Annotated in this window: 21 protein-coding genes; 8 read left to right on the plus strand and 13 right to left on the minus strand. The window is 56.8% G+C overall.

Annotated features, from left to right (window positions below):
• Positions 1–26: 26 nt before the first annotated feature.
• Positions 27–941: a type I methionyl aminopeptidase gene (gene map, locus L6990_RS02660; RefSeq protein ID WP_237202755.1), complete on the minus strand. Its 915-nt coding sequence runs from the start codon at positions 939–941 to the stop codon at positions 27–29.
• 200 nt (positions 942–1,141) lie between these two features.
• On the opposite strand from map, the gene L6990_RS02665 reads away from it, so the two are divergent.
• Entirely contained in the window at positions 1,142–1,345 is a 204-nt protein-coding gene (locus tag L6990_RS02665) for an SPOR domain-containing protein (protein WP_237202529.1), read from the plus strand.
• Between the two features lie 153 nt (positions 1,346–1,498).
• Here the strand turns inward: L6990_RS02665 and panB are convergent, their stop codons facing one another.
• On the minus strand, positions 1,499–2,383 hold the full coding sequence (gene panB, locus L6990_RS02670; RefSeq protein ID WP_237202530.1) for a 3-methyl-2-oxobutanoate hydroxymethyltransferase: 885 nt from the start codon (positions 2,381–2,383) through the stop codon (positions 1,499–1,501).
• A gap of 203 nt (positions 2,384–2,586) precedes the next feature.
• Here panB and glnA (L6990_RS02675) point away from each other — a divergent pair, with 203 nt between their 5' ends.
• Both glnA (L6990_RS02675) and L6990_RS02680 read left to right on the plus strand, forming a co-directional pair.
• Positions 2,587–3,927 (plus strand): type I glutamate--ammonia ligase, encoded by a 1,341-nt coding sequence (gene glnA, locus L6990_RS02675; RefSeq protein WP_237202531.1) that lies wholly within the window; start codon positions 2,587–2,589, stop codon positions 3,925–3,927.
• Positions 3,928–4,020: 93 nt separating this feature from the next.
• Entirely contained in the window at positions 4,021–7,206 is a 3,186-nt protein-coding gene (locus L6990_RS02680; RefSeq protein ID WP_237202756.1) for a bifunctional [glutamine synthetase] adenylyltransferase/[glutamine synthetase]-adenylyl-L-tyrosine phosphorylase, read from the plus strand.
• A gap of 9 nt (positions 7,207–7,215) precedes the next feature.
• Here L6990_RS02680 and L6990_RS02685 read toward each other — a convergent pair whose 3' ends face one another.
• From L6990_RS02685 to glnA (L6990_RS02695), 3 genes are all read right to left on the minus strand, one after another.
• Positions 7,216–8,229 carry a GNAT family N-acetyltransferase gene (locus L6990_RS02685; protein WP_237202532.1) on the minus strand — a complete coding sequence of 338 codons (1,014 nt, stop codon included), beginning with the start codon at positions 8,227–8,229 and terminating at the stop codon, positions 7,216–7,218.
• Positions 8,230–8,288: 59 nt separating this feature from the next.
• A complete protein-coding gene (gene budA, locus L6990_RS02690; protein WP_237202533.1) occupies positions 8,289–9,041 on the minus strand; it encodes an acetolactate decarboxylase in 753 nt (250 codons plus the stop codon).
• 140 nt (positions 9,042–9,181) lie between these two features.
• Positions 9,182–10,606 carry a type I glutamate--ammonia ligase gene (glnA, locus tag L6990_RS02695; RefSeq protein WP_237202534.1) on the minus strand — a complete coding sequence of 475 codons (1,425 nt, stop codon included), beginning with the start codon at positions 10,604–10,606 and terminating at the stop codon, positions 9,182–9,184.
• Between the two features lie 274 nt (positions 10,607–10,880).
• Here glnA (L6990_RS02695) and L6990_RS02700 point away from each other — a divergent pair, with 274 nt between their 5' ends.
• On the plus strand, positions 10,881–11,342 hold the full coding sequence (locus L6990_RS02700; RefSeq protein WP_237202535.1) for an RDD family protein: 462 nt from the start codon (positions 10,881–10,883) through the stop codon (positions 11,340–11,342).
• Positions 11,343–11,352: 10 nt separating this feature from the next.
• Positions 11,353–12,096, plus strand: a complete 744-nt coding sequence (locus L6990_RS02705; protein WP_237202536.1) for a hypothetical protein — start codon at positions 11,353–11,355, stop codon at positions 12,094–12,096.
• Positions 12,097–12,178: 82 nt separating this feature from the next.
• Here L6990_RS02705 and L6990_RS02710 read toward each other — a convergent pair whose 3' ends face one another.
• From L6990_RS02710 to lipB, 4 genes are all read right to left on the minus strand, one after another.
• On the minus strand, positions 12,179–13,054 hold the full coding sequence (locus tag L6990_RS02710) for a VOC family protein (protein WP_237202537.1): 876 nt from the start codon (positions 13,052–13,054) through the stop codon (positions 12,179–12,181).
• A gap of 149 nt (positions 13,055–13,203) precedes the next feature.
• Positions 13,204–13,953 carry a DUF4191 domain-containing protein gene (locus tag L6990_RS02715; RefSeq protein WP_237202538.1) on the minus strand — a complete coding sequence of 250 codons (750 nt, stop codon included), beginning with the start codon at positions 13,951–13,953 and terminating at the stop codon, positions 13,204–13,206.
• A gap of 282 nt (positions 13,954–14,235) precedes the next feature.
• Positions 14,236–15,243: a lipoyl synthase gene (lipA, locus tag L6990_RS02720; protein WP_237202539.1), complete on the minus strand. Its 1,008-nt coding sequence runs from the start codon at positions 15,241–15,243 to the stop codon at positions 14,236–14,238.
• Between the two features lie 83 nt (positions 15,244–15,326).
• Complete coding sequence (gene lipB / locus L6990_RS02725) at positions 15,327–15,998, minus strand: lipoyl(octanoyl) transferase LipB (RefSeq protein ID WP_237202540.1); 672 nt, start codon at positions 15,996–15,998, stop codon at positions 15,327–15,329.
• Positions 15,999–16,244: 246 nt separating this feature from the next.
• On the opposite strand from lipB, the gene L6990_RS02730 reads away from it, so the two are divergent.
• On the plus strand, positions 16,245–17,783 hold the full coding sequence (locus L6990_RS02730) for a protein kinase (protein WP_237202541.1): 1,539 nt from the start codon (positions 16,245–16,247) through the stop codon (positions 17,781–17,783).
• A gap of 46 nt (positions 17,784–17,829) precedes the next feature.
• On the opposite strand, the gene L6990_RS02735 is transcribed toward L6990_RS02730, so the two are convergent.
• The 4 genes from L6990_RS02735 to L6990_RS02750 all read right to left on the minus strand — a co-directional run bounded on the left by L6990_RS02735 (position 17,830) and on the right by L6990_RS02750 (position 23,437).
• On the minus strand, positions 17,830–18,210 hold the full coding sequence (locus L6990_RS02735; protein WP_237202542.1) for a hypothetical protein: 381 nt from the start codon (positions 18,208–18,210) through the stop codon (positions 17,830–17,832).
• A 149-nt stretch (positions 18,211–18,359) separates the two neighbouring features.
• On the minus strand, positions 18,360–20,096 hold the full coding sequence (gene sucB, locus L6990_RS02740) for a 2-oxoglutarate dehydrogenase, E2 component, dihydrolipoamide succinyltransferase (protein WP_237202543.1): 1,737 nt from the start codon (positions 20,094–20,096) through the stop codon (positions 18,360–18,362).
• Positions 20,097–20,181: 85 nt separating this feature from the next.
• The gene (lpdA, locus tag L6990_RS02745) at positions 20,182–21,576 is read right to left on the minus strand and encodes a dihydrolipoyl dehydrogenase (RefSeq protein ID WP_237202544.1); all 1,395 of its coding nucleotides are present in this window, start codon (positions 21,574–21,576) and stop codon (positions 20,182–20,184) included.
• A 346-nt stretch (positions 21,577–21,922) separates the two neighbouring features.
• A complete protein-coding gene (locus tag L6990_RS02750) occupies positions 21,923–23,437 on the minus strand; it encodes a leucyl aminopeptidase (RefSeq protein WP_237202545.1) in 1,515 nt (504 codons plus the stop codon).
• A gap of 318 nt (positions 23,438–23,755) precedes the next feature.
• On the opposite strand from L6990_RS02750, the gene L6990_RS02755 reads away from it, so the two are divergent.
• The gene (locus tag L6990_RS02755) at positions 23,756–24,691 is read left to right on the plus strand and encodes a PAC2 family protein (protein ID WP_237202546.1); all 936 of its coding nucleotides are present in this window, start codon (positions 23,756–23,758) and stop codon (positions 24,689–24,691) included.
• A 269-nt stretch (positions 24,692–24,960) separates the two neighbouring features.
• A complete protein-coding gene (locus L6990_RS02760; protein ID WP_237202547.1) occupies positions 24,961–26,418 on the plus strand; it encodes a DUF4192 family protein in 1,458 nt (485 codons plus the stop codon).
• Positions 26,419–26,468: the final 50 nt, after the last annotated feature.

Consider the following 26,468-nt stretch of genomic DNA (forward strand, 5'->3'; position numbering starts at 1 on the left):
TTGGGGCGGGTTTTTCTGATAAAGGTCTAGCTATTTAGGGGGAGGGTGAGGATGTCCACGCCGTCGGCGGTGACCACCATGGTGTGCTCGAACTGAGCTGAACGCTTGCGGTCACGGGTCACCACGGTCCAGTCGTCCTCCCACATGTCCCATTCAATGGTGCCCAGGGTGAGCATGGGTTCGATGGTGAAGATCATGCCCTCTTCGATGACGGTGTTGTAGGCGGGTGCGGCGTCGTAGTGGGGGATGATGAGCCCGGAATGGAACTCGCGGCCCACCCCGTGGCCGGTGAAGTCTCGCACTACGCCGTAACCGAAACGGGCGGCGTACTTCTCAATGACGCGGCCAATAATGTTGATTTCTCGGCCAGGCTTAACGGCCTTCATGGCGCGGTTCAAAGCTTCTTCGGTACGTTCAACCAGGAGGCGGGACTCTTCGTCCACGTTGCCCACGAGCAAGGTGCGGTTGGTATCGCCGTGCATATCGTTTAGGTAGGCGGTGACGTCCAGGTTGAGAATATCCCCGTCCTCTAGCACGGTGGAGTCAGGAATACCGTGGCAGATAACCTCATTGAGGGAGGTGCAGACGCTCTTAGTGAAACCCCGGTAATCCACGGTAGAGGGGTAGGCGCCGTGATCGCAGATGTATTCGTGCACCAGCACGTCAATCTCGTTGGTGGTGGTGCCGGGGACGGCAATTTTTTCAGCCTCCACGATGGCACCGGCAGCAATCTTGCCAGCTGCACGTACTAGCTCAACTTCTTCGGGGGTGTAGAAGTTAGAGCCCTGGCCCTCGTTGGCTTCAGCCTTACCCACGTATTCGGGGCGGACGATATGGGCTGGCACCGGGCGCTGGGGTGCAACAACACCGGGGGTGAGAGCACCAACCGGAGCTTTACCCGGCTCTGCAGGTAGATTGTGGGAGGAAGTGATAGTCGACATGGTTTCTATGGTAGTCGCCAGCCGCTCCACCTGCCCAACAGTGTCCGCCCGGCGCATGTGCAGAAACTGTATTTTTTGCCACCGTGACCGAGCGATACCGGTCTGCCCTGTGATTCGCCCCTGGCTGGGTGACTTACCGGGGGAGTAGACTGCTAGGGTAAGCTCGCTCACGCAAGCGCCGATTACTTTTAGGAGGAGCAATGCCGCTCGACGGTCTCACCCCCGGCCCCCACGCCACAGAGTTCTACTACAACCTCAAAACTGGGCAGGTAGAAGAAGGCCAGCAATCCCCCGTTAAGGATCTTTGGGGTCCCTTCAAGACCCGCGAAGAAGCCGCCAACGCTATGGAGTCCGCCCGTAAGCGCAACGAAGAACTAGACGCCCAAAAGGATGGCTGGTTCTAAACTAACTGGCCCAAACGTCAGAAGTGCTGTAGATATCTTTTCGCCGGCTGGCTCGGGGCTGGCGTGAATTGGGGCGAGCGCCCCGCGCGAGTCCCAAGAGGGTCAGCCGGCGAAAAGACACCTACAGCACTGTTGAAATTTGTTCCGCTGGTTTTAGCTGTCGAAACGGTGCTCTGGGGCAGGGTAGGCGCCTGAGCGGACGTCCTCCCGGTAGGCTTTAGCGCCGTCGGTGAGGGTTTCAAAGAGGTTGGCGTACTGCTTCACGAAGCGGGCCATTTTGCCGTCTCGCAGACCGAAGGCGTCCTGCCAGACCAGTACCTGGCCCGAAGTATCGCCACCGGCACCGATGCCGATAATGGGAATACGAACTGCACTGTTGATAGAAGCTGTGACATCGCTGCGGGTCATCTCCATGAGCAGACAAAAAGCGCCCGCTTCTTCGAGAGCCAGTGCGGTTTCTTGCAGGATATCCCCACCGGTGCGCCCCTGCACGCGGAAGCCGCCCAGGGCATGCTCGGACTGGGGAGTGAAGCCAATATGAGCCATCACGGGGACGCCGGCGGCTACGATAGCTCGCACATGGTCCACGTGGTGGGCGGTTGCTTCCATCTTGATGGCGTGCGCCCCGCCCTCTTTCATAAAGCGAACCGCGGTGGCGACCGCCTGAGCCGGGCTTTGTTCGTAGGAGCCAAAGGGAAGATCCGCTACCACCATAGCGCGCTGAGCTGCGGTAGAGACCGCCTTGACCAGCGGAATCATTTCATCAACGGTGATGGTGAGGGTCGATTCATGCCCCAGCACATTGTTGCCCGCTGAATCACCAATCAGCAGAATATCGATGCCAGCCCGGTCAAAAATAGTGGCGGTCAGAGCATCATAGCTGGTGAGCATAGCAAACTTTTCGCCGGCGTCCTTAGCCTGCTGCAGGTGCACGGTGCGCACTTTTTTGACGGCTAGCACGCTGCTCTCTTCAGCTACTGTAGCGGCGGCAGCTACCGGAGCTCCGGCGCTGTAGGGGGCGGTTTCTTCGTTAGACATACTATCTACTGTATAGACCCCTGCGCCCCGTGCAAGCCTGACCCTCGAGCAATATCTCGAACGGTGAAAGTTTTGTTTAAAGCAGGTTACGGCGCCCTGGGCCTTGCCGCTATGCCCTATGCTCTGGCGTACAGTTAAGGGCAGGATGTATCTTCCGTATCACGGTGGCTAGACGCTGCCGTCCGCGAGAAAAAGGACAGTGTATGGATCGTCAGCAAGAGTTTGTTTTGCGCACCATTGAAGAGCGCAACGTGAGGTTCGTTCGCCTGTGGTTTACGGACGTCGTGGGGCAGCTCAAATCGGTTGCTATCGCCCCTGCTGAGGTTGAGAGTGCCTTTGATGAGGGCATTGGCTTTGATGGTTCTTCTATTGAGGGCCTGTCCCGTATCTACGAGTCCGACATGCTCCTGCAGCCTGACCCCTCTACCTTCCAGGTGTTGCCCTGGCGCGGTGATGAGGAGCCCACCAGCCGCATGTTCTGCGACATTCTCACACCGGATGGCGAACCCAGCGCGTCAGATACCCGCGGTGTGCTGAAGAATGTGCTGTCTAAAGCTGCTGGCATGGGCTTTACCTGCTACACCTCCCCGGAAATTGAGTTCTACCTGCTCAAATCCAAGGACCTGGGTGCCAGCGGTTTCCCGGAACCCGTTGACTCCGAAAGCTACTTCGACCACACCCCGGGCGGTGTGGTGCAGGACTTTCGCCGTAAGGCAGTAACTACCCTAGAAGAAATCGGTATCTCGGTGGAGTTCTCCCACCACGAAACCGGGCCTGGGCAAAACGAAATTGACCTGCGCCATGCCGATGCTTTACAAACCGCCGATAACATCATGAGCTTCCGCACCGTCATCAAAGAAGTGGCGCTGTCCCAGGGAATCTACGCGACCTTCATGCCCAAGCCCTTCACCGAACACGCAGGCTCGGGCATGCACACCCACTTCTCCCTCTTTGAGGGCGACACCAACGCCTTCTTTGAAGCAGGTGCCGAATTCCAGCTCTCCCGCACCGCAAAGCACTTCATCGCCGGCGTACTCAAGCACGCCCCAGAGTTCACCTCGGTTACCAACCAGTTCGTGAACTCCTACAAGCGTCTCTGGGGCGGCGGCGAAGCTCCCTCCTACGTTTCATGGGGCCATAACAACCGCTCAGCCCTGGTGCGCGTGCCCCTCTACAAGCCCAACAAGATGCAGTCAGCCCGTATGGAGTACCGCGGTATCGATTCTGCTGCCAACCCCTACCTCGCCTACGCCGTAATTCTTGCCGCAGGTTTGAAGGGCATCGAGAACGAATACGAGCTGGGCGGGGCAGTCACCGAGGACATCGCCGCAATGACCAGCGCTGAGCGCCGTGCCATGGGCTACCATGCCCTGCCCACCTCCCTGCACGATGCCATCCTGCGCACCGAAGAATCTGAGTTCATGGCCGAAACCCTCGGTGAGCAGGTCTTTGAACAGTTCTTGCGCAACAAACGCCAGGACTGGAACGCCTTCCGCGCTGAAGTCACCCCCTACGAACTCAAAAACAACCTGGGGATTCTCTAACCCCGCTGGGTGCATCCCTGCCCAGGGCTGCACCTCACCTTTATCCTCAGCAGCCCGGCCCAAAGGAGTCCAGTACCGGTGACCGCCCCGAAGATGCCAGAAGTAGCAGAAACACCTGAAGAAGCAGCCCGCCGAGCTGACCAAGAACGCAAGGCGCACCTACGCCTCTTGCGCGAAATGACCTCAGTGGGTTTCTACGATGCTGGGAAGAGTGAACGCTGGCTGGGGTCTAGGGAACTAGAAACAGTGGACCAGCAAAAACTCTTTGAGGGGCTGCGCCTTTCTCCCTCACCCGATATCGCTCTCCCCGCCTTGGTACGACTCATTGAGCGCGCCCCGCAAGTAGTTTCTCTGGCTAATCAGGGAGCTGAGGCCGCTCCGCTGTACCGGTTACTGGGAGGATCGGAGGCACTGGGTGAATTTCTGATCCGCCGCCCAGAGCACACAGACCTCCTTCTGTCATCATCCGAGATTCCTGAGACTGTTGGCCTTGAAGCGGCCGAAGCGCCGCCGTCCCTGCTGTCTGAAACAGACGGGGAGTTCCTGACCCCCATCGCACCCCTGGATACGGTTCACCGAAATCACCTGTTGCAGGCCGTTGGCGCTGACCCCGAGGCAGCAACCCCGGTCGCGCAGCTGACCGGCAAGGACGCCTACATCGCCCTCAGATCCGCTTATAGACGCCATCTGACCGCGCTCGCCATCGCTGATTTGACCGCCTACGCACCGGAACAGTTCATGCCCACCGTGGGCAGAAGCCTGGCAGATTTGGCGGCAGCTGCCTTAGACGCGGCACTGGCGATTGCTCGAGCTGAAGTTGCTGAAAGTCGCGGGGCCCAAACCGTGGCCGCCGTTGAGCTAGCCATTATCGGTATGGGTAAATGCGGGGCTAGGGAACTCAACTACATTTCAGATGTTGATGTGGTCTATACCGTGGCTCATGCGCCGCTGAGCGACCTGCCGGAGAACTTCACGCCGCTGACCGAAAATGAGCTAACCACCATCGGCTCAGAATTGGTCCAGGCACTGAGCAAAGCCATTATGGCACCGGCTCCAGAACCCGCGCTCTGGGAAGTTGACGCCAACTTACGCCCCGAAGGTAAGGACGGCGCGCTGGTACGCACCGTGGAGTCTTACGTGACCTACTACAAGAGGTGGGCAGAAAACTGGGAGTTTCAGGCGCTGCTCAAGGCCCGCCCCATCGCTGGTACCCCCGAGCTGGGCGTCCGCTGGGCCCGCGCGATGCGTCCTTTTGTCTGGGAATCGGCCGGCCGAGAATCCTTTGTGCAATCGGTGCAAAGCATGCGCGGGAGGGTTACCGATAACATTCCCGCAGCTGAAGTTGACCGGCAAATCAAGCTAGGCCCCGGTGGATTGCGTGACGTCGAGTTCACCGTGCAGTTGCTGCAACTGGTGCACGGCCGGACCGATGAAACCGTTCGCACCCAAACCACCACAGACTCCATCGCGGCACTGGCACGTGCCAGCTATATTGGCCGCACTGACGGCCACGACTTCGCAGAAACCTACGCCGCCCTGCGCGTTATGGAGCACCGCATCCAGTTGCTCTACATGCGACGCACCCACCTCATGCCCGCTAAGGAGAGCGACCGGCGAGTGCTGGCGCGTAGCCTCAGCTCACCGGTAGCCGTGGGCAACCTGACTGAAGAGAAGATGCTCAAAAACTGGCAGAGCATCAAGCGCACCGTCAAAGGCCTGCACGAACGCCTCTTCTTCCGCCCCCTCCTGGCAGCCGTTGCCAACCTGTCGACGGACGAGGTCGCTCTCAGCCCCCAGGCAGCTGCCGACCGCCTGGCCGCCCTGGGCTACAAGGACCCCAAGCGGGCCATGACTCATATTGAGGCACTGACCAAGGGACTACGTCGTTCAGCCGAAATTCAGCGCACCCTCATGCCAGTGTTGCTCGGCTGGTTTGCTGCTGGGGTAGACCCGGACGCCGGGCTTTTGGGGTTCCGTCGAGTCAGCGAATCTCTGGGCGGCACCCCCTGGTACCTGCGTATGCTCCGCGACTCACCGGCCGCAGCTGAACGGCTCTGCGCCCTGCTGTCCAGCTCCCGGTTCATTACCGACCTGCTAGAAGACACTCCAGAGCCCATCGCCTGGTTGGACAAAAAGGATGACCTCAATCCCAGATCAGCAGAGGCCATCAGCGGTGAAATGACCTCACAGCTCACCCGCCACACCCAGGTCAGCGAAGCCATTCGTGCGGTTCGTATGGCGCGCCGCCGCGAAATACTGCGCATAGCTATGGGTGAAGCGCTGGGGCTCAACGATATTCATCAGGTGGCCCGTGGGCTAGCCGACATTGACCGTGCCGCTATTCAAGCAGCCCTGACCCTGGCAGAGCGGGAACTGGCCAACACCGGCACCGAACAGTTGACCGATGTAGCCGTCATTGCTATGGGCCGGCAGGGTGGAGCCGAAATCGGCTACGGTTCAGATGCTGACCTGATGTATGTGCACCAGCCCCGGCAGGGCACTGACGAGAGGCAGGCGCAAACCCAGGCAGTGGAACTGGTGACCCGAATGGTTGCCCTGCTCAAACAACCCTGCACCCCAGCAATACGTGCTGAGAAGGTCCTGGAGATTGATGCTGACCTCCGCCCCGAGGGCAAACAGGGAGCCATGGCGCGCTCGCTGGAGTCCTACCGCGAATACTACGAGCGTTGGGCTGATACCTGGGAGTTCCAAGCACTCTTGCGGGCACGGCCTATCGCGGGCAGCGAGCGCGTGGGGCAGGCCTTCGTCCAGCTCATCGCGCCCTACCGCTACCCTGCGTCCTTTGATGCAGCCAAAGTAACGGAGATTCGCCGCATGAAAGCCCGCGTTGAAACCGAGCGTATGCCCCGTGGGGCTGATAAGAACCGCCAGCTTAAGCTGGGGCGCGGTGGGCTTACGGATGTTGAATGGCTGGTGCAGCTCCTGCAACTTCAGCACGCTGCCTCCCACCCCGAACTGCAAACCACCGGCACTATCACTGCTTTGATGGCGATGGTGGAGGCTGGTTTGGTGTCGGCAGAGGACGCTGAGGTATTGCGCACCGCCTGGGAGCTGGCAACCAAGATTCGTGGTCTCAACGTGCTACGCACCGGCCGGGCATCGGACACCCTCACCACGGTGCGGTCAGACCTTGAAGCTATTGCTCGCTGGTGCGGCTACCCGCCCCTGAGTGCACGTGACCTAGAAGAGGACTATCTACGGGCCACCCGCCAGGCGCGGGCAGTCTACGAGAGACTGTTTTATCCCGCCACGCCTTAAGGGCGTGCTCTAACCCTGTTTTTCGAGCATCTGACACAGCTCAAGGCCCTGGTAACCTAGCGCCCTGTTCACGGCACACATGGCAAGGTTCTGAGCATCCACCCAGCTGGTGACCGCTGAAAAGTTACTCACGCCTTCAAGGACCTGCCAGTGATTGTGCAGTTTCAGGGGTAGCCCCAGACCCAACCCACGGTACTTTCGCAAGACATAGGTGTCATCCTGTTCCAGCTCCGTCGAATCGCTAGAACTATAGATCAGGGTGTAGCCAGCTAGAGCACCATCAGGTGCTTGAACTGCTGAAACCCACTGGCCGTTGCCTCTAGCGCTCACCCGTTGGTCATGGGAACGGACTTCCTGAACCGACCACACCTTGGGCGTTTTGACCGATTGCCCGGTGGGCACGTCCACTTCCATATTGGTCCGTAGCTGAGCAAATTCTTCAAGATACTCCGCGGGTGTAGCCCCCTGCCAGCTGATGAGATTGAAGCCTTCAGGCAAGCCGCTAGCCGGGGAACTGCCGAGACCGTCCTGCAAGGCCCCACGCGTCAGTTGCATGTGCTCTTCTTCGTGGACTAGCGAAAACCCCAGCGACTGAGCAAAGAGGTAGCCAGGCCAGGTTTTTGCTTGTCCGAAAGGTGGGTAGGCCTCGCCAGATACTAAATACGGCGTTGAGAGCAGTTCATCCTCACAATGGCGGTAAATAGCGCTACCTATTCCCTGACGGCGGTAGTCCGGTAGAACCTCAATGTTGAGTTCTAGATTCTTTTGGACTTCGTCATCTGAGAGTTCAGCTGACGCCACACCAAGGAGCTCACCGTCGAGGTAGGCCCCGTAAAGCTTAGTGGCGTCTGGGTCTTCGATGGATCCGAAGTAGTTGCGTAGGCCGTCGAGGGTCCAGACACTAGGGTTGTCTCTGCCGTGGGACGCAGATGCCTTGAGGACGCGGTAGTAGTCGGCCAGCACCTCGTCCTGACTAAAATCAAGCGGTGTGATGGTGATGTTGCTGGTAGTTTCGGCGGTCATTAGTGCTTCCTTTGTAACGAGCTTTCGTTGATGTGGTCTTGGTGCAGGTGCATTCTTTGCTATGCGTGTTTTTCTGCCTTAGAAATCTGCTCGGCAAGGTCTTCGGGCGAAAGATCCGCTGCTGAGAACTCTGCAGTCAGTGGCAGGTGCAGGCTTAGATCGGTGCCGATACAGATTTCAACGTAGGCGTTATCCAGTTTGAAGTCGATGACGTGCCCGCCGCGCTCATGGTCGTCATCAATAAAATGCGCGTGGCAGCCGGGCACCCCGATTCCCTGCTCATAGATGGGCGTACGGAACCCGACAATGGTTCCTCGTACCTGGTTGAACTGCACGATGTCATCATTCTCGGTGGCGTCTACCATCTTGGGGTAGGGCTTTTCTTGCTTCTGCACGGTGCGGGTGCGGATCCATTCGAAGTCGCCCACAATCTTGATGGCGTACATGTAATTCTTTGAGACCGTGAAATCGTCAAGAACCTGAGAAGCCGATGTACGAATGATGTTGTTGGGCAAGCCTCTGCGGATGGTGGGTACAAAATTCATCACCACGGCAAAGGGTGTCTTCTGATCCAGGCTAGCTGGCTCTACGCTGCCGTCGTGGCGCATCTGGTAGCAGTTACCGTCCAGCACCACCATCTCCCCGTCCAACCCGTTGAAGGTGCCCACACCAAAGTTGCCGTGGCCCAGGAGTTCACCGATGGTCATTTCGCCGTCGTAGATACCGTCAAGCAACTGGGACATCAGCCCAGTCTGGAAGACCTCATTGCGGTAAACGGTTTCGCCGTTGAGCTGGGTGGGGGAGTAAGCCACGGTATTCTCTTCTTTCAGTGGGAGTGGTAACTACGTTTTCTACGGTACCGTCTACCCCGCCTGAGAGGGTTAAAACCACGCCCCGCGCCGGATTCATTAGCGGTGCGGGGCGTGGTTATTCAAGACGAAACTAGGCGGTTTTAGACGCCGTAGTACATCTGGTATTCCAGGGGGTGGGGGACTAGCAACAGGGGAGCAAGCTCATTGGTGCGCTTGTAGTCAATCCAAGCTTGGATGAGATCCTGGGTGAAGACGTCGCCAGCCAGCAGGAAGTCGTGGTCGGCTTCCAGGGCTACGAGAGCTTCTTCAAGGTTGGCAGGTGCCTTCTTGATGTCTGCTGCTTCTTCGGCGGGTAGCTCGTAGAGGTCCTTGTCGATGGGTGCGGGGGGTTCTATGCGGTTACGGATACCGTCCAAGCCTGCCATCAGCTGAGCAGCAAAGGCCAGGTAGGGGTTGGACGAGGGGTCCGGCGCACGGAATTCAAGACGCTTAGCCTTGGGGTTGGTACCGGTGATGGGGATGCGGATACCAGCGGAGCGGTTACCCTGCGAGTAGACCATGTTGATGGGTGCTTCGTAACCGGGAACCAGACGCTTGTAGGAGTTCACGGTGGGGTTAGTGAAAGCTAGAACCGATGAGGAGTGCTCAATCAGACCGCCAATGTACCAGCGGGCGATATCTGACAGACCTGCATAGCCGCGCTCATCGTAGAAGAGGGGCTCGCCGTCCTGCCACAGGGACTGATGGCAGTGCATGCCGGAACCGTTATCACCGAAGACAGGCTTAGGCATGAAGGTAACAGACTTGCCCCACTGGTCAGCGGTGTTTTTGATGACGTACTTGAATTTGAGCAGGTCATCGGCTGCCTGGGTAAGGGTTGAGAACTTGTAGTTGATCTCAGCCTGACCAGCAGCACCTACCTCGTGGTGGGAACGCTCGACTTCGAGACCTACCTCATCCAGAGCAACGCACATAGCATCGCGCAGGTCAGCCTGCTTGTCCACGGGGGAAACGGGGAAGTAGCCCCCCTTGGTGAGGGTCTTGTTACCCAGGTTGCCGCCCTCTTCCTTACGGCCTGAGTTCCACGGAGCTTCGTCAGAGTCAATCTTGAAGAAGGTGGACTGGGGGGTGATTTCGTAGCGGACGTCCTCAAAGACGAAGAATTCAGCTTCTGAGGCGAAGAAAGCGGTGTCAGCGATACCGGTTGACTTCAAGTATTCTTCAGCGCGTTCAGCGACGCCGCGGGGGTCGCGGTGGTAGGACTCACCGGTACGGGGGTTCACAATTGAACCGGTAATAATCAGGGTCTTTTCAAGACGGTAGGGGTCAACATAAGCGCTCTTGGGATCAGGAATCAGCTGCATGTCTGACTCAGCGATGCCCTGGAAGCCGCGAATCGAGGAGCCGTCAAACATCTGACCGGTAATGAAGAAGTCCTCATCAACCGCCTTAGCGGGCAGATTGAAGTGCTGCTGAACGCCGGGCATATCGCAGAAACGGATATCCACGAAACGGATTTCTTCATTTTTGATGAAGTCTAGGACTTCCTGAGCAGTAGTGAACATAGTCGGTTGTTCTCCTTGACGTGTGTCGACCGCTAAAAGGTGCGCTAATGCTGCGCCCCGTGTTGGTACCAGCCTAGGCTGGCTCTTTTGCCCGCGAGTATCAGCTTTGTTTCACTCATGTAACAGGATGAACCCAGTGTGAGCGTGAGGTAAACATCAGCCGGTGTGTGCTAACCCTTCTATCTTAGGAAAATTCAGAGCCTGATCGTGGGACATCAACCGGTAAGGCAGCATCTATCTGGGAGTATGACGCCGGGGAAGCTACACTGGTGTGGTGGTATCAAGAAAAGATTTAGGTTCATGGATCGAGGGTGCTCCCACCTGGATGGAGTACCCCGGTCAGGGTATGGGTAGACCTCAGTACGGTAAGGGCGCTATCGCGCGCCCTTTGCCGCGTCTGATTGCTTTTTGCCTGGATTGGTTCCTTATTGAGGGTATTTTTTGGGTGCTAGCCCAAGGTCCGCTTTCCGGCGTCAACACTGCTCTAGTTGATAGCGTCCAATTGGTTATTTTTTGGCTCTACCTCGTATCCGCTGTCGGGTTCATGGGCCATACACTGGGGCATTTGGTGATGGGCATGCAGGTTCAGCGGTTGGACGGGCAGCCTGCTGGCTGGCTTACTGCCTTAATCCGGCAAAGTATGGTGATGCTAATCCTCCCCGTGGTTATTATGGACGCTAATCAGCGAGGTCTGCACGATCAGGTACGCCACACCGTGCTTGCGGTTATCCGTTAAGGAAGCTGATATGACATCAGAGAAAATCTCAGAGCCCAATGAGCACTCAGACGCCGGCCATATCGACTCGTCCTCAGAGCCGGTCAGCCCTGCAAACAGTGACCCTGCCCTGCCCAGCTTCCTCACCCACCCCGGGAAGGTAGACCGCTGGTTGCTGACAGCCTTGGGCCTCATCACGGTCTATTCGCTAGCGCTCATTCCCCTGCGAGCCTATCTGCTACTCAACCACACCTTCCTTTACACGCTTCTGACCGGCTCCAGTCTTTCAGTTCTCAGCATTGCAGCCCGTACCCCCTATCAGCCCCTGCTCTGGGCCGGGCTGGTGACAGTTGCTGCTCTCAGCGCAGTGAAGTTCCTAGTGGTGTACTTCTTCATGGGCAAGTACTGGGGGCAGGCCTTCCTTGACTGGATCTTTTCCAGCCACACCCCGCTCTGGTATCGCAAACTTGAAGGTTTCGTGCAGAGACACATCTATTTCTGCCTCTTCCTCGCCTTTCTGCCCTTTTCGCCGATACCTGCCACCATTCTGGTCGCCATAGCAGGGATTCGCAGGCTCAAGGGCTGGGCTATTGCAGGCTACGTTTTTCTACTGGCTCTTTTGCTCAAGTGTTTATATCTTTACCTGGGAGTTACTTTTGGTGAAGAGATTAAGCCGGTGCTGATGACCATTGACCGCTACATGATGCAGGCAACCCTGGCATTGATGGCCTATATGTTCTTGGTGATTTGGTTCAAAAACCGCAAGAAATCTTAGGATAGAAGTAAGAACACCCGCTGGTTTAGCGCTCTCGCCGCGAGAGACCAACCAGCGGGTGTTTTTGTTTGGTGTGCTGGGCTTAGCTGTGCGCTAGCTCCGCGATATTGATCTTGCCCATGCGCATCAGCTTTTGATGAGCAGCAGGGGAAGCCATCAGTTCACCCAGGTTCTGGGGAATGACCTGCCAGCTAATACCGTATTCATCGATGCACCAGCCACAACGCTCCGCCTCGGGAACAGCTGACAGGGTCTCCCAGAGACGGTCAATCTCCTGCTGGTCAGCAGCACGTACTAAGAGGGAAACTCCACCGCTAAAGGTGAACTCGTGGCCAGACCCGCCGTCGGTAATCATGATCCAGTCACCGGCAATGTTGGCGTCAGAGAAGAGCACCTGATCGTCAGTGCCGGGCATGAGCATACGGTTTCCCAGCTCGGAGCCGGGGAAGAGCTCCAAGAGTTTTTCGGTAAATGCCATGGCGTGGTTGCCTCGGGTAAACATGATGGCTGGTAGGACGGCGGGGCGCGGCTCACCGGCGGGGTTAGTGAGCATGAGCTGCCAGCTCACTCCAAAGGGGTCCTGAACCCAGGCGAAATAGTCAGAGAAATCGTAGGAGTCCAGAGGCATGAGCTCTGTAGCCCCTGCAGTCATAAGAGCCGCATGAGCGGCTTCTAGCTCTTGGCGAGCGTCCCCACCTGCCGACGGGTCAAAGTTCATCATCAAACTGATGGAGGGGTTGGGAGTATAGGTGTCATCGGCGTTGATAATACTGAGCATCAAGCCCTTGACATCTAGTTCTACTGACATCAACTGGCCGGCGAAATCAGCCCTCTTAGCAGGCATGTCATCGGGATAGGTCTGGCTGGAGGTGACGGTCGCACCGAAGGCTGTTGAGTAGAGCTCAACCATTTGCTTAGCCTTGCCCGCAGACCAGATGACGGGAACAATTTTCTGCATCAAAACTCCTTAGTTCGCTTAGTTTTCTCTAAGACTACCGGTACCTATCCACCACAGCTGCTAGCTCTTGCTAATCCAACATGCAAAAAGCCCCTCCCGCTACAGATTGTCTGGCAATCTCTAGCAGGAGGGGCTATGGGACAAATGATTTAGCGCATGCCCTTGCGGTCGGGGCGCATACGCATGGGGTCGATACCCTTGGGCAGCGCGTTCATGATGTTGTTGTGCTTGCCCAAAGAATCAATGCGGTTAGCTACCTGGTGCATTTCCTGCTGGGTGAGCTGCTTGGGAAGCTTGTTGAGGGTCTTGGTGAGCTTCTTGAGCTCAACCTGGCCCTCATCGGTGCCTGAGTTAACCACGTGAACGGGAACAGTGGGCACAATCTTCTTGTACTTCAGCTTTTCCTTCTGAACCAGGGGGGCAACACGGTTGGTGGGGCCTTCGGTGACGAGCACGATGCCGGGGCGGCCAATGGCGCGGAAGATGACGTCCTGGGATTTGTTTGCGGCAACGGGCTGCTGCTCAAAGATCCAGCCGCGGCGCAGGGTAGAAAGTGCGGCCCCCGAGCGGCCGGGCTGTCCATCAAGCTGGGCAAACGCTGCCTTTTCTGCGCGGCGTGAAAGCACCATCACTGCAAAGAGGATGCCCAGGGGGATACCGATGAGCAGGAAGGTAATCCAGTTGTTCAGGAGCAGACCGATGAGGAGGAAGACCAGTACCGTGCCGAAGAAGATGAGAGCGAGAATCCAGGGGATGTTGGGGTCCTGCTCGCGGGTCATTTTATAGACCTGCTTCATCTGAGCAAACATTCCGGGGCCACGCTTAGCGCGGCGCTCGGCGCGAGCCTGCTTCTTTTCTTCACGAGTCTGTGCGCGGGTGCTGCCACGAGATTCAGCCACTGGGTAATCCTTCGTGTGTCGATTTTGGGCGCGCCGCTAGGTGAGGGGCAACGCCGTAACTTTCCCATTCTATACGGGCAGTGCCCGCCGGGAAAACCGGCGGGCACTTATACCTAAGATTGTGCTGATAATGGAACTTTCGGGGCTAAGAAGCGCACGCTCTCGCCGACCAACCTTCTCGCAGGCTCGCAGAGCTCGCTAGCGATTCATGCCAGACCCAGCCAGTCGGCTATGAGCGCGCGCTTCACAGCCCCCAGAGAACTCACCAGAGCCTCTTCAGGCTTAGCGGCCGGCTGCTACCAGTGAGCTTGCTTCCTGCGCGGCGTATCCTTCATCGGAGATGTGCGCTAGGTGCTCGGGGATTTCACGGCCGTTCTTTTTCATGGCGCGTGCCCAGAGGCGTCCGGCACGGTAGGAGGAGCGAACCATGGGGCCGGCCATGACGCCGGCGAAGCCGATTTCTTCAGCCATGGCTGAGAGCTCTACGAATTCTTGGGGCTTGACCCAACGTTCGATGGGGTGGAAGAGGGGGCCGGGGCGCAGGTACTGCGTGAGGGTGATCAGATCGGTGCCTGCGTCGTGCAGGTCGCAGAGAGCCTCATAGACCTCGTCGTTGGTTTCGCCCATGCCCAGGATGAGGTTGGACTTAGTGATCATGCCAGCTTCTTTGCCCTGGGTGATGACGTCGAGTGAACGTTCGTAGCGGAAGGCGGGGCGGATCTGCTTAAAGATACGGGGCACGGTTTCGAGGTTGTGGGCAAAGACCTCGGGCTTGGCATCGATGACCTGCTGTACGTCTTCTTCCTTGCCCTTGAAGTCGGGGATGAGAATTTCAACGCCGGTGTTGGGGGAGACGCGGTGAATTTGGCGGATGGTTTCGGCGTAGAGCCAGGCGCCGCCGTCTTCTAGGTCATCGCGGGCGACGCCGGTGACGGTGGCGTAGCGCAGACCCATTTTCTTGACGTTGAGGGCTACCTTGATGGGTTCGGTGCGGTCGATGGCAACGGGCTTGCCGGTATCGATCATGCAGAAGTCGCAACGGCGGGTGCATTCCGAGCCGCCGATGAGGTAGGTTGCTTCACGGTCTTCCCAGCACTCGAAGATGTTGGGGCAGCCTGCTTCTTCGCAGACGGTGTGCAGGCCTGAGCCGCGGGCCAGGTCGATCATTTCCTTGTACTCGGGGCCAACCTTAGCGGTGGTTTTGATCCAGGAGGGTTTTTTCTCGATGGGTACTTCGGCGTTGCGTGCTTCAACGCGCAGTAGCTTGCGGCCTTCTGAGGTGGCGCTCATTAACGGTGCTCCTTTGGGGTCATTACCGTTGGTTGTTTAAATCTTGGGTGCGGGCTGGGGTAACGGAGGTTGTGCCCGTAGGTTTAGGGCTCGGGCGTGAAATTTTCAGCCAGAGTATCTGTGTACCGCAGCATATGTGCTTCTAGTGCATCAACAATATCTGCCGGGTTTACATTCCGCCCCAGCTGTTCGCTGATGGTGGTTACTCCGGCGTCGGTGATACCGCAGGGAATAAAGGGTTCAAAAACATCCACGGGGTTATTGCAGTTGATGGAGAAGCCGTGCATGGTGGTGTTTTTTGAGACGCGCAGACCGATAGCTGCAATTTTCTTGTCTTGCAGCAGAGCGCCGTCGCCTAGTACCCATACACCTGAGCGCCCTTCGATGCGCTGGCAGATGATACCCATGTCAGTCAGGAGGTTGATGAGGATTTCTTCGAGGTCCCGCACAAACTTCACTACATCAATGGGTTCGGGGAGGCGGACGATGGGGTAACCCACTAGCTGACCCGGGCCGTGCCAGGTAAGCTTGCCGCCGCGGTCAATTTTGATGACGGGGGTGCTCTGGTCGGTGGGGTATTCGTGGCTTTCGGTGCGTTTGCCGGCGGTGATCACTGCTTGGTGCTCAAGGAGGAGCACAGTATTTTGCTGCTGCTTGGCAGCTACTTTTTGGTGGGTCGCCTGCTGCAGTTCAAGTGCCGAGGAGTAGTCCACGTAATCGGGGGCTAAACCTACCCGTTCAAACTTTAGAGCCATAGCCTCTAGACTATCGTTTTTACCCTGCAGTGAGAAAACCAAGAGGGCGGTGACCCTGTGTGGTTGACTATGTTTTTGCCAACAGCAGCTTTCAGCTGTGTTGTGGAGAGTTAGAGCATTGACCGGCTCTTGATGAGTCTGTGTGTCTTTCTATCCACAGCAGACCTTCACCGCGTTGACCAGTGCTTTTCTACTCCCTGTGGAGAGCATCAGCGGAGATTGCTCGATAGGTGTATCACTGTTTCTATGAGCACTGCAGAAACCCTAAATCAACAATCCACCCTGAGGGCTCCTAACGATGTGAGTGTCCGCTACCCGCTGGAAAACGGCTACAGGCACAGCACCTGGATTGTGGAGTGCGGGGAACACACCGCCGCGAGTCTTGAAATGCCAGCAGGAACCTACACACTGATACAGCTTGATGCTGGTCAGAATCAGTACTTGAAAGCAGCCGAACGTCTCTGCGCGTTGGTCTCTCACCCCAATGTGCTCACGGTGGTTGCTGTGACCAGCAGCGGGGAAAACGATCAGATTTGGTGCCAGGCTGCTGAAGCTGGCACGCTAGCTGATTACTGTGCGGCTAAAGGCCGGTTACCCCTCGAACAGGTCAGCCGTCTAGCGCACGATCTGTGTGCGGCGATGACCTATCTGCACGAAAACCATCTCTCCTTCAGCCAGCTCACCGGTCAGCAGGTGGTGTTTACCGTGGCTGGGGAGCTTAAGCTTCTGGTTCCCCATCTTGATTTGAGGGATGCTCCAGATGAGGTGCTCAAGAAACACCGGGCAGATGATATTTCTGCTCTCGCAGCTTTGTTATGGCTCTGCCTCACCGGTGAAAAGGCTGCAGCTCAGCGTTTTCGTAAGCCGTTATCACTTAGCGTCCCAGAAGCAGGGGAGGCTCTTGCTCGCACCCTTGAGGACGCCATTGATCGCCGCTCGGACCAACCTGGGTTTCAACAAATAGCTGCCCTCTTTGAGCTTTCAAAGGATCCTGAGCCTTTAGAGCTGCATTTGAGTGCTCATGAAAGCGTGGTTTCCCGCCTGCCAGCTATTAGGCCAACCCGCTTTGATTCTGTGCCTAAAGAGCGATTTAGGCGTAAACCGCCGCTGCTGGGCGAGGTTCAGGATCTCAGCGCGCCTCAGGCTACCCCACAGAAAAAGTTAGCTGGCAAAAAATGGGATAGACGGTCACCGCTCATCATCGGCGCACTTACCGTGTTGGCTGTGCTCGTGGGCGCAGGAATTCTGCTCACCTCGCAAGAGTCCTCTTATCGCTCCACAGAGAGCGCCTTAACAGCAGAGACATCCAGTGCCCCAGCGCAGCAAAGCCTACCCGCACAACCTCCAGAAACCGCCTCAGAGCCATCTGCTGATGGTGGCGAGGCTTCTCTAGACTATGCCGAGAACCTATCAACTCTCATCGATACACGCAGCCAGGTTCTAACCTCGGGTAAAACCGGCGAGATTACCCGTTACGCACTGGCAGAGTCAGAGTTGTATCGCGCTGATGCAGCACTGATCGCAGCTGATAGCGATCGTCAGTTGGCCTCGATGACAACTCGGCTAGCAGAAATCAAAAATATTGAGGTTCAGGGCGATGCCATCAGAGCCCTGACGCTCATTGAAGCTCAAGGTTATGAGCCTGAGGGGAGCAAGGAAGAACTGGAAAGAGCAGGAATCTATAGCGCAGAAGGTAAGGTCTTTCAGCAGGTGAATGTTAGTGCTCGTGTACAAGACGGCCAACTATTGCTGGTATCCGCAGAGCCCAAAACTCTAAAAGAATAAACAAAAACGGCGCCGGTGGATGACCAGCGCCGTCTCAACAAAATTTTTAGATGTGAGTGTTCATGAAAACTGCAATCAGAATATTCACCAGTGCCAGGCCACCAACGGTGTGAGCAAGAGCGATGTTCTTGGCGTCTTCAGGTCGGCCTACTGCCAGGGCTGCCTTGTATTTCTTCTGACCCATGAAAGCAGCGATTGCGATGATCAAAGCAAGAAGCATCTTGATGCCAATCATCATGTGGTTGAGCACCATTCCCTGGCTCATCTGCCAGAAATACATGGCAAAGCCGGTGATGAGCTGTAGCAGAGCCGCATGGAACTGGCCGGGCACAACGATGCCCTTCTTAAGATTGGCTACCCAGATACCGAAGACCAGGGAAGCACCGATAAGGTGAAGAGCAAGAAGAATTGAAAACGCGATAGACATAAGCACCAGTCTACTGAAGACACATTTTCATATCGACACTATGACGCTAAAACAGGTGTGGGACTAGGCACGTGTTCCCTAGAAAAAAAGGGGGGGCGTTACCCGGAAAACCCGGGTAACGCCCCTAACTTCTTGAAAGGCTCTGAGCCTTAGAGGCCGAGCTCAGCGTCGAAAGCTGCTTCTTCAAGACGGGTCTTGAGGAAGTTGAGGAAGCGGCCGGCATCCGCACCGTCTACTACGCGGTGATCGTAGGTCAGTGAGAAGTATGCCAGGCTGCGTACAGCAATGACATCGTTACCTTCAGCGTCCTGAACGATGGCGGGGCGCTTGTTGGTTGAACCGATACCCAGGATAGCAACGTTGGGCTGGTTGATGATCGGGGTGAAGAAGACACCGCCGGTCTGGCCGGTTGAAGAGATGGTGAAAGTTGAGCCTGAGAGTTCCTCAGGGCTGACCTGGCCGTCGCGGGCACGGCCAGCAACGTCACCAATCTTCTTAGCAATACCCGAGATGTTCAGGTCACCGGCATCCTTGAGGACGGGAACCATCAGACCGCGGGGAGTATCAACTGCCAGGCCGATGTTTTCGGAGCCGTGGTAGGTGATTTCCTTGAAGTCTTCGCTCATGGATGAGTTGAACTGGGGGAACTGCTGCAGAGCTTCGGTCACTGCCTTGACGAAGAAGGGCAGAACGGTCAGCTTGGCGCCCTCGCGAGCTGCGAAGCCATCCTTAGCCTTGTTGCGCAGAGCCATCAGACGGGTCAGGTCGATTTCCTGAACGGTGGTCAGCTGAGCTGAGATAGCCAGTGACTCAACCATACGCTTAGCAACAACCTGGCGAATGCGGGGGGCCTTCTCGGTGGTGCCGCGCTTAGAAGACTTTTCAACAACAGGAGCCGCAGCCTTCTGAGCAGGAGCATCATTGGTTGCAGGAGCCTCTGAAGCAGTCTTGGACTCTACAGCAGGAGCTGAGGACTTCTTTGCCTCAGCAGCTGCCTGGACATCCTGCTTGCGGATGCGGCCACCAACACCGGTGCCCTTGATAGTGGAGAGGTCGACGCCTTCCTGCTTTGCCAGCTTGCGAACCAGGGGAGTCACGTATGCCTCACCGCTGTTCTCAGAAGCGGATGCGGAGTCAGCCGCAGGAGCTTCTTCCTTCTTCGCTTCTTCAGCGGGAGCGGCAGGTGCCTCTTCCTTCTTCTCCTCAGCTGCGGGAGTCTCGGGAGCCTTTTCAGCGGGAGCAGAAGAAGCAGCGGAGGCTGAACCGATAACAGCCAGAACCTGGCCTACCTCGGCGTCCTCATCTTCCTGGATACGGATTTCAAGCAGGGTACCGGCGACGGGTGAGGGAACCTCGGTGTCGACCTTGTCGGTTGAAACCTCAACCAGGGGCTCGTCGACAGCGACTTCTTCGCCAATCTCCTTGAGCCAGCGGGTGATGGTGCCTTCGGTGACGGACTCGCCGAGTGCAGGCAGGGTGACCTCGGTGCCCTCAGAAGAACCGGCTGAAGCAGCAGGAGCTTCTTCCTTCTTCTCTTCAGCGGGTGCTTCTTCAGCTGCAGGAGCTTCCTCAGCGGGAGCCTCTTCGGTCTCTTCCTCTGCTTCTTCAGCGGGAGCCTCAGCAGCTTCTTCCTTTGAAGCTGAACCTGAACCGTCGCCGATAACAACGAGAGGAGCACCAACCTCGATGTCCTCGTCTTCTTCAACGAGGATTTCTTCGATAACGCCGGCGACGGGTGAGGGAACCTCGGTGTCAACCTTGTCAGTGGAAACTTCAACGATGGGCTGGTCAACCGAAACGGTCTCACCAACCTCTACGAGCCAGCGGGTGATGGTACCCTCGGTGACGGATTCGCCCAGTGCGGGCAGTTCTACGGTAGTGGACATAGTCCTTCGTATCTCCTTGTGAGTGATGAAAATTTATGAGGGTAGGTGGCGGGCTGAGACCCGCCACCTACTAAAAAGCTGATGATTAGCCGTGCAAAGGAGCGCCGGCCAGTGCCATAGCTGCTTCACCCAGTGACTCGTTCTGAGTGGGGTGAGCGTGGATGAACTGTGCAACGTCCTCGGGGAAAGCTTCCCAGACAACCCACATCTGAGCCTCGCCAATCTGCTCGCCCATACGCTTGCCAACGGCGTGAACACCGATGATGGGGCCATCCTTCTCGCGGACAACCTTGACCAGACCGCCGGTGCCCAGGATGGAGGACTTGCCGTTGCCTGCCAGGTTGTATTCAGCAACCTGAACATTTTCCTTGCCGAACTTCTCTTCAGCCTTGGGCTGGGAGTAACCGATAGAAGCGATTTCAGGTTCGGAGTAGGTGACCTTGGGGATGTTGATATCTTCAACGACATGGGGGTTCAGACCTGCGATGTCTTCGACGACGAAGCGGCCCTGCTGGTAGCTGCGGTGAGCGAGCTGTACGCCGGGGACGATGTCGCCGATAGCGTAGATGTTAGCTACGCCGGTGTGCAGGCGCTCGTTGGTGATAACGAAGCCGCGATCCATGGTCAGACCCTGCTCATCGTAGCCAAAACCTTCGGTGTTGGGGCCACGGCCCACTGCTACCAAAACAATCTCAGCTTCGAAGACGGTGCCGTCTTCAAGGGTAACCTTGGCGCCATTGGCGTCCTGCTCAACGGTCTTGAAGAACTTGCCCAGCGAGGACTTGATGCCGCGCTTCTTGAATTCGCGTTCGAGCACCTTGATGATGGCGGGGTCTTCGTTGGGTACCAGGTGGGGTAGACCCTCAATGATGGTGACGTCTACGCCCATGGAGTTCCACATGGAAGCGAACTCTGAGCCAATGACGCCGCCGCCGAGCACGATAGCGCTCTTGGGGAGGTAGTCCATCTGTAGGGCTTCGGTTGAGGTGAGAACCTTGCCGCCGATTTCGATGCCAAAGGTCTTGGAGACTGAACCCGATGCAAGGATGATGTGCTTACCCTTGTAGGCGGTGCCGTCTACGGTGATGGTGTCGGTGCCGGTGAGCTTGCCTTCACCCTCAATGACGGTAACCTTCTTCATTTTGAGAAGACCGGTCAGGCCCTTGAACTTGCCGGCAACGATGCCGTCCTTGTAGCTACGAACCTTAGCCATGTCGATGGAATCGAGGGTGGTGTTCACGCCGTACTTCGAAGCTTCGCGTGCTTCAGAAGCGAGTTCTGCTGCGTGCAGGTAAGCCTTGGTAGGGATACAACCGGTGTGCAGGCAAGTGCCACCAAGGTTGCTCTTTTCGACGAGACCAACGGTGAAGCCAAGCTGCACTGCTCGTAGAGCGGCTGAGTAACCAGCGCTGCCACCACCGAGGATGAGGATATCGAATTCTGTTGTTGCCGAATCGGCCACGTTGACGCTCCCTTGCATGGGTTGCGGGGTATAAGCCCCCTTATGTACTGTCCCCCATAGCTTATCGCTTGCAGGGGCACACCTCCACTATTCAGCGGCGTTTTGTTACTCGGCCCTTGGTAGCAACCTCTACAGACCTGCCGCGTATGCGGTGGGCAGAGTTAATGCTGGTGGCGTGGCTTTTAGGCAGTTTATGGGGTGACTGAGGTTCTATCAGGCAGCACCTGTAGGGCGGCCTTTGGTGCTGATTGACCCTATCTGCGTTGTTTTCTATGGCAAACACCACGGTTCATGGTGAAAAAAGTTACACCCCGCACCCCTCTAGAGGGGTGCGGGGTGTACTCAATCTCTAGCGAGCTAGATCTTAGGCGTATGTCTCAATGAACTTGAGCAGAGTTGCAACCGAGTGACCGGTGCCTTCCTTGGGAGTGTAACCGTAGGCGCCCTCCTCATTGAAGGAGGGGCCGGCGAAGTCAAGGTGAGCCCAGGGGATCTTTGCCCCGTCCTTTTCTCCGACGAATTCTTCCAGGAAGAGCCCTGCCACCAGCATGCCTCCGTAACGGGAGCCAATATTCTGCAGGTCAGCAACGGGGGACTTGAGCGAGGAACGCAGGTGCTCGGGCAGGGGCATAGGCCAGTAGATTTCGCCAGTTTCTTGTGAAATCTCTGCGACCTTTTCACGGATTTTTTGATCACCCATGACCGCTGCGGTACGAACACCGAGCGCAATGAGCTGGGCTCCGGTTAGCGTGGCGATATCCAGGATGACATCTGGCTCTGCTTCTGAGGCGTAGGCAAGACCGTCAGCCATAACGAGCCGACCTTCGGCGTCGGTATTCATGACTTCAACGGTGCGACCGCCGCGCATGGTGAGGACGTCCTCGGGCTTGGTGGCAGTGCTTGAGGGCATGTTCTCAGCCAGGCAGAGGTAGCCTGTCACGGCTACGGGGATTTCCAGCTCAGCTGCTGCAGCTACGACGTTCAGTACGGTGGCCGCGCCTGCCATATCTGATTTCATGGTCCCCATGGCGTTTCCGGGCTTCAGTGAAATTCCGCCGGTATCGAAAGTAATGCCCTTGCCAACAATTGCGACCGTCTTAGTAGCGCCGGCGGGGGTGTATTTAACCTCTACAAAACGGGGCTTGCGATCTGAACCCTTACCCACGCCAACGATGCCGCCGAAGCCTTCTTCAACAAGCTGGTCGAAGTCCCACACTCGGGCCTCTACCTTCTCAAGACCGGCGACGCGCTCAACCGCCTCGGCTGCGAAAGTTTCGGGGTAGAGATGCGAAGGGGGAGTGTTTACGAGGCGTCGGGTGTGGTCCACAGCCTCGCCTACAATCAGGGCGCGGGTGAGCGCTGGCTCAGCTTCTGCTGCAGCGACCTCGGTGATAATGGTGATGTCAGAAACCGGGGCCTTGATGCTATCAGCGGTCTTAGCGCGAAGCTGCTTGTCACTAAAAGCGCCAAAAGCTGCGCCCTCAGCAAGCGCGGCTACTTCTTCAAGGCTATCGGTGCCCAGCGCTAGCGCAACGCTCTCTACTCCGGCCAGCTGGCGGATGGCTGATCCTGCGGAGTATCGCAGATTATTGAGGTGGGCCGCGGCGTCCTCAGTCTGCTTGCCCAACCCAATGAGGGCGATGATGTCTGCACCGGCTCCATCGATTCCGGGCAACCGGGTGAGCTCGTCGGCTGCACCGGTAACTCCCAAATCCTCCAGGATAGCTTCGAGACCCTCAGCTGTTTCTGTGTCCAGGGGGTTGTGCGCTAGGACGGGGCCTTCATCGGCTGAATGGACACCAATTACCAGTACTCCGGCGTCCAGGTGCTCAAGTTCAGCAGCTGAAACTGAGAAGGAAAGGTCTTGAGATTCGCTCATGTACGTGCTCCTTACAAAGCGTTGGGGTGAGAAATGCACCCGCGAGGTGAGGGCTGAGGCCGTTCATAGATGAGGCGGCCCACTGTGATTCACTACTCAAGAGTAGGTGGGTTTTGAATAAATGTGTACTAGGCACCGTGCTCACGGTGGAAATCACCGCACAGCGAAACCCCATCATGGGTCAGGGCCTGGAATAAAAAGAGGATAATCGGTGTTAGAACCGTTACGACCCATTCGATGATCGAGCTTGCTGGAGTACTATGGTTACTCACATCAAGGATTAAGAGATGAGTGGGCTACGGCAGAAAGGGGCTTGCAATGATGAATATGGATAACTCGGAGCAACTGTATATTGCTCACTCGGGTATCTTTGAGAACCAAAGATTGCAGGGCCTGCCTCTGGTTATTGCGCTTTCTCACCCCCAGGACGCTGGTGGAACGGCCGGGCACTTGGGTGAGGTACTTTTGCACGAACTCAATAACGTTCCTCTAGTTGAATTTGACGCTGACCGGTTGCACGATTACCGCGTGCGCAGGCCCCGAGTGACCTTCAAGCGTGATCACTACACAGACCCGGTACTGCCAGAACTAAAACTGTATGCCGTTGAAGACCGCCTGGGTAAGTCATTCCTACTGCTGGCAGGAGCTGAACCTGACCTGCTCTGGCAGCGTTTTACCGCCTCGGTCGTCGAACTGGCGCAGCGTCTTGACACCTCTGTGGTACTCCTAATTTCGGGGTTCCCCATGCCGGTTCCCCATACCCGCCCCTTGCCCGTGACAGCCCACGGATCCCGCAAAGATCTCACGGGCGGTATTTCTGCCTGGAAGCCGGAGGCAATCGTTCAGGGCTCAGTAAGTAGTCTGCTTGAAATTGCTCTGGGTGAAGCTGGGATCGGTACCGCAGGGTTTGCGGTGAACGTTCCGCAATACCTTTCTGAGTCAGAGTTACCTCAAACAGCACTGATCGCCATGGAACACCTGTCAATGGCTGCCAAGTTGAGCCTGCCTTCTGATCGTCTGAGGGAGATGTCAGAGAACGTCCAGCTGCAAATCAATGAGCAGGCTACCGCCAACCCTGAAATTCAAATGATGATTTCACGTCTCGAAGCCTCCTACGATGCCAATGCGGGTCATGACGGCTACGTTGGTATCCCGCTGTCTCAACGGGCTGCAGGAGTGGTGCCTTCACGGGATGAAATCGGCGCTGAAATTGAGGCCTATCTGGCTCAAGTGAATGACGGGGATCAGGACTAGGCCCCGAGCTGTCTTTAGCTAGACCACTGAACTGGCCCGGGCTCAAGCCGTGAACTAGGGGTGTGCAGAGCTAGGCAGCTAAGCGTCATTTTCTGCCGTTGGCCCACTATCTGAGGTTTATTGAGAGCCAGATTCCGCGGATTTTTCGGTTGTTTTCAAGACGAGCTTATCCACAGCGGCTCCTGGCATTGAAGCTGGCCGCTCTGGCCGGGCAGGCTAGGTGCATGAATAGCCGACACCCTTTTACTTCTTTTTATCCGACCGGTTTGGTGCCATCCACCGCTGATTGCCCACCAGAGATTAACACCCCCGTGCGGCAAGAAGCCGATGTCGTAGCGGTGTGTGTGCACACCCTAGGGTTCTGGCCGCGAAATTCTCTGGTTTTAATGACCGTGGGGCCACCGGGGGTAGGGCCTTTGCTCCGCATCGATTTACCCGTTGCAGGGGGAGAGGACTACGGGGAATATTTTGATTTCTTCCTCTCACAGCTACTCCAGTCCGGTGCGGACGCCCACCCCTACAATCGCGTCTTCGCAGTTTTCTTTGGGAACACTGCAGATGAGATGGATGAGGGCAGAGAGTCAGCAGCGCCGTATTCTCTGGACTATTCAGAGCCTTCAGACAATGACTTTATTGATGGGGTGCAAGCCCTCATTCCGCCCTTCCACCGCTGCCTGGTTGACCGGTCCATAGACCTTGTAGACATAATAGCGGTGGGGCATAGGTTTCTCTGGGCACTTCACCTGCCAGAGCTCACCCTGCTGCCCGCTGCCCCAACCGCTAGCGTGGCGGGCAGTCCCATTTACCGCGAGATGGTCGAACAGGGTTCTGACGTAGCGAGAAGTTATGAGGAGTTCTTAGAAAGATACCTCTGGGATCCCATGGAAACAACGGACGCGAGCCGACGCGATAGCTGGCTTGCCCAAACTGAGTTTGCTGCGCTGGGGTATCTCACCCAGAAAGCTGAAAAAGATGTGGGTGAGTACCAGCAAATACGGGCTGAACTTATGGTGTGGGACGCTGCCTTGCAATGCGCTGTTGAGATGATGCTGGGGTACCACTCTTTAGGGGTTGATAGCTCCAAGGATTCAGCAGGATCACCTCACGGTAATACGGAGAGCCCAGCACCAGCTGACCTCCTGCGTGCCGTGCTCAACCGAGATGTTGGAGCTTATCTGATAGCTTCCCTCAACAGCACTGCCACCGTGCAACTGGTGATCTACCTTGCATGCACCGGGCTGCAGGAGGCGCTGGCTGCCCTTGAAAATATTAGCTGCCGCCTAGAAGAAGCTGGCACGATAGGTCTAGATAAGAGCCAGACCAAACCGGTGTTACCTCAAAACAGTAGCCTCAATAGGTACGGCCTTGACCGACAGAGGCTCCTGAACCCGGTTGAAACTAGGGAACATGCTGACGGCGCGGCAATCGCGTCCATGGCATCAAAACTCTGCGGGCACGACACCCTAGCCCCCAACTGGGACAGACTAGCTGCACTGGGCGCTATCGCCACGATTCTTGAAGAAGCTGCCCACCATAAACCTGAAAGCCTGCTCAAATTAGCTCAGGCCTGGGCTTACTGGTTGCAGGGTAAATCAACTCTCGCAGATTACCTACTGAGGACGGTGGAGCCGCTTCACCACGGCAATGAGCCCACCGTTTTACATCGAGTCCTCGATGCCGGAGTTCTACCCGTCTGGCTATCTGCCAGGCCGCAACCCGGTATCTAACTTAATGAAGAACGGTCGACCTAGGGTTGTGCAAAGTAGGTAAAGACCGA

It is taken from the genome of Rothia endophytica (assembly GCF_928381505.1).
GTDB classification, from domain to species: Bacteria; Actinomycetota; Actinomycetes; order Actinomycetales; family Micrococcaceae; genus Rothia; species Rothia endophytica_A.